Source organism: Siphonobacter sp. (genome assembly GCF_048595215.1).
Classification (GTDB): Bacteria; Bacteroidota; Bacteroidia; order Cytophagales; family Spirosomataceae; genus Siphonobacter.
This window is the reverse complement of sequence record NZ_JBMDWJ010000148.1, coordinates 1-2,356: the sequence shown is the minus strand read 5'-3', so window position 1 is coordinate 2,356 and position 2,356 is coordinate 1. Positions and strand designations below refer to the sequence as shown.

At 50.0% G+C, this 2,356-nt stretch carries 1 protein-coding gene and 1 pseudogene; both read left to right on the top strand.

The window, feature by feature from the left end; genetic code table 11:
• Positions 1-1,174, top strand: a pseudogene (locus tag ACOJTG_RS08545) (SusC/RagA family protein); the annotation flags it as partial.
• Positions 1,175-1,346: 172 nt separating this feature from the next.
• Positions 1,347-2,356: RagB/SusD family nutrient uptake outer membrane protein (locus ACOJTG_RS08540; protein ID WP_420153426.1), on the top strand; the 1,010-nt coding region annotated here is incomplete at its 3' end.

Here is a 2,356-nt window from a genome sequence, read left to right as displayed (position 1 = left end):
TGGCAATGCCATCGAAACGGCGGTCTGGACGAACGGAATTCGGGATCAGCGACTGGGCTGGGAATCGACTTCGCAATTCAACTTTGGTGTCGATGCGGGACTGTTCAACAACCGACTTTTCGTTATTGCCAACTACTACATCAGTCGCTCGTTTAATCTGCTGTTCAATCAACCCATTTCGGCGATCTCCGGAGCTTCAACCATCCTGACCAACCTTCGTGATTCCCGCGTGGAAAACAAAGGACTGGATCTACAACTCGATGGTCGGGTGATCTCAACGCCTGATTTTAAACTGAACCTGAGTGGTAACATCTCTTTGAATCGCAACAAGGTACTGAACATGGGTGGAGCCAGTACCATCATTACGAATGGTGCCGAGCGATCGTACCTGACCCACATTACGCAGGAAGGTCAGCCCATTGGGATGTTCTACGGCTTTAAGGTGAAAGGCATGGTCCGCGAATCAGATATGGAAAATCTGGCCATCGACAATGCCAACTACAATTCCGCTACGCAGTCGTTCCCAGCCGGGTACCAACTGAAAGGTCCGGCCCGTTCTACCGCTTCCAGCAACCCCCTGCAACCGGGCGATTTGTACTTTGAAGACGTCAACGGTGATGGGGTAGTCAATGATGCCGACAAGCGGGTGATTGGCTCGCCGTATCCGAAGTTTATCTACGGTTTCGCCCTGACGGCCAGCTACAAAAACTTTGATTTCTCGTCTTCCTTCAACGGTTCCTACGGGAATGAAGTACTCGATGGACAGGACTATTACCTCTTCAACATGGAGGGTTCTGGCAACCAATATTCCATCGTGAAGGAACGGTATCGTTCGGAGGCCGAGCCGGGTAATGGCAAAATTTTCCGGGCTTCCCGGGGTGGTACGCAAAGCAACAGTACGCGGCTCTCGACTTTCTACCTACAGGATGGCTCGTACCTGCGTTGCACCAACGTAATGCTGGGGTATAGTCTGCCCTCGAAGTGGTTGAGTGACAAAGGCTTAAGTAATGCCCGTTTGTACATATCGGTGGACAACGCCTTTACCCGCACGAAATACAAAGGCTATAATCCCGAAGTAGATTATAACAACGGAGCAAACCTCACTCCCGGTGTCGATTACGGAAAATACCCGCTAGTTCGGGGGTACAACGTAGGCGTGAAACTGAGTTTTTAAAATTGGTTTGAGGGTAGTTTCAGCTTTTAACCGGAACATCTTGACCCGTATATCCAGTCAAACTCTATACCAGCTCAAACTTTATACGTACTCAAACTTCAGACCTGCTCCAACCCATTCCAACCTCAAACTGCTCCAACCAGACTCCCTCCCATTTCCAAGACATACAACGATGAACAAAACATATTTTTCTATTCTGAGCTTATCGCTCCTGTTGGGACTGGGTTCGTGTTCGAAGAGTTTTCTCGAAGAGAGTGATCCCAATGCTATTCCTTCCGCCGTATTTTTTCAAACGGAAAACGACGTAAAACTGGCGGTAAACGGCGTGTACCAGTATTTACGAAGTTCCGAGACCGTTGGCGAAAATAGCGGCTTGTACACCGACGAACGCTCCGATGATACGGGCCGTAACGACAACCAGTCGAACGCGGGAGAACCCTTTCAGTTCAATGATTTTTCAATTTTGCCGAGTAATACTTACCTGAAACGGCATTGGCTGAACCTGTATCAGGCCATTACCCGCTGTAATCAGGTGCTCGACAACCTGGATAAGGTTAGCTACGCAAATCCGGAAACAAAGGCGAACTACCAGGCTGAAGTGAAGTTCATTCGGGGGTTCCTCTATTTTCAGCTCGTACGGAAGTGGGGCGATGTACCCCTGGTAACGCGGCAATTACTGCTGACGGAGGAAGTAGCGGCCAACACCTTCCGCGAGAAAAAAGAAAAGGTCTACGAACAAATTGTAGCTGATGTAAAGGAAGCCACCCTTAGTACGCTGCCCGATCACCAGCCGCTGTCGGGGAAAGGGCACGTATCGAAAGTCGCCGCCTTTGCTCTGCTGGGAAAAGTGTACCTGACGATGGCGACCACGCTCGACGCGACTAATCGGACGGCTAACCTGAATCTGGCCAAGACCAATCTGATGGAGGCCTACAATCGTCGGACCTTCAAGGAGTTGAAAGACATTCCCTACGCCGATGTGTTTGATGTGACCAAGAAATCCACCAATCCGGAAATCATCTTCCAGATTGTAAACCGGCAGGGCGACATCAATTTTTCCTCCAGTATTGCCGCCAATACGCAAGCCAAGGGCGAGACGATCAATTCGCTGAAACCCGGTACGGGCATCGGTGGTAACGTGACCCGCGATCTAGTATTGGAATACGAAGAAGGCGATTTACG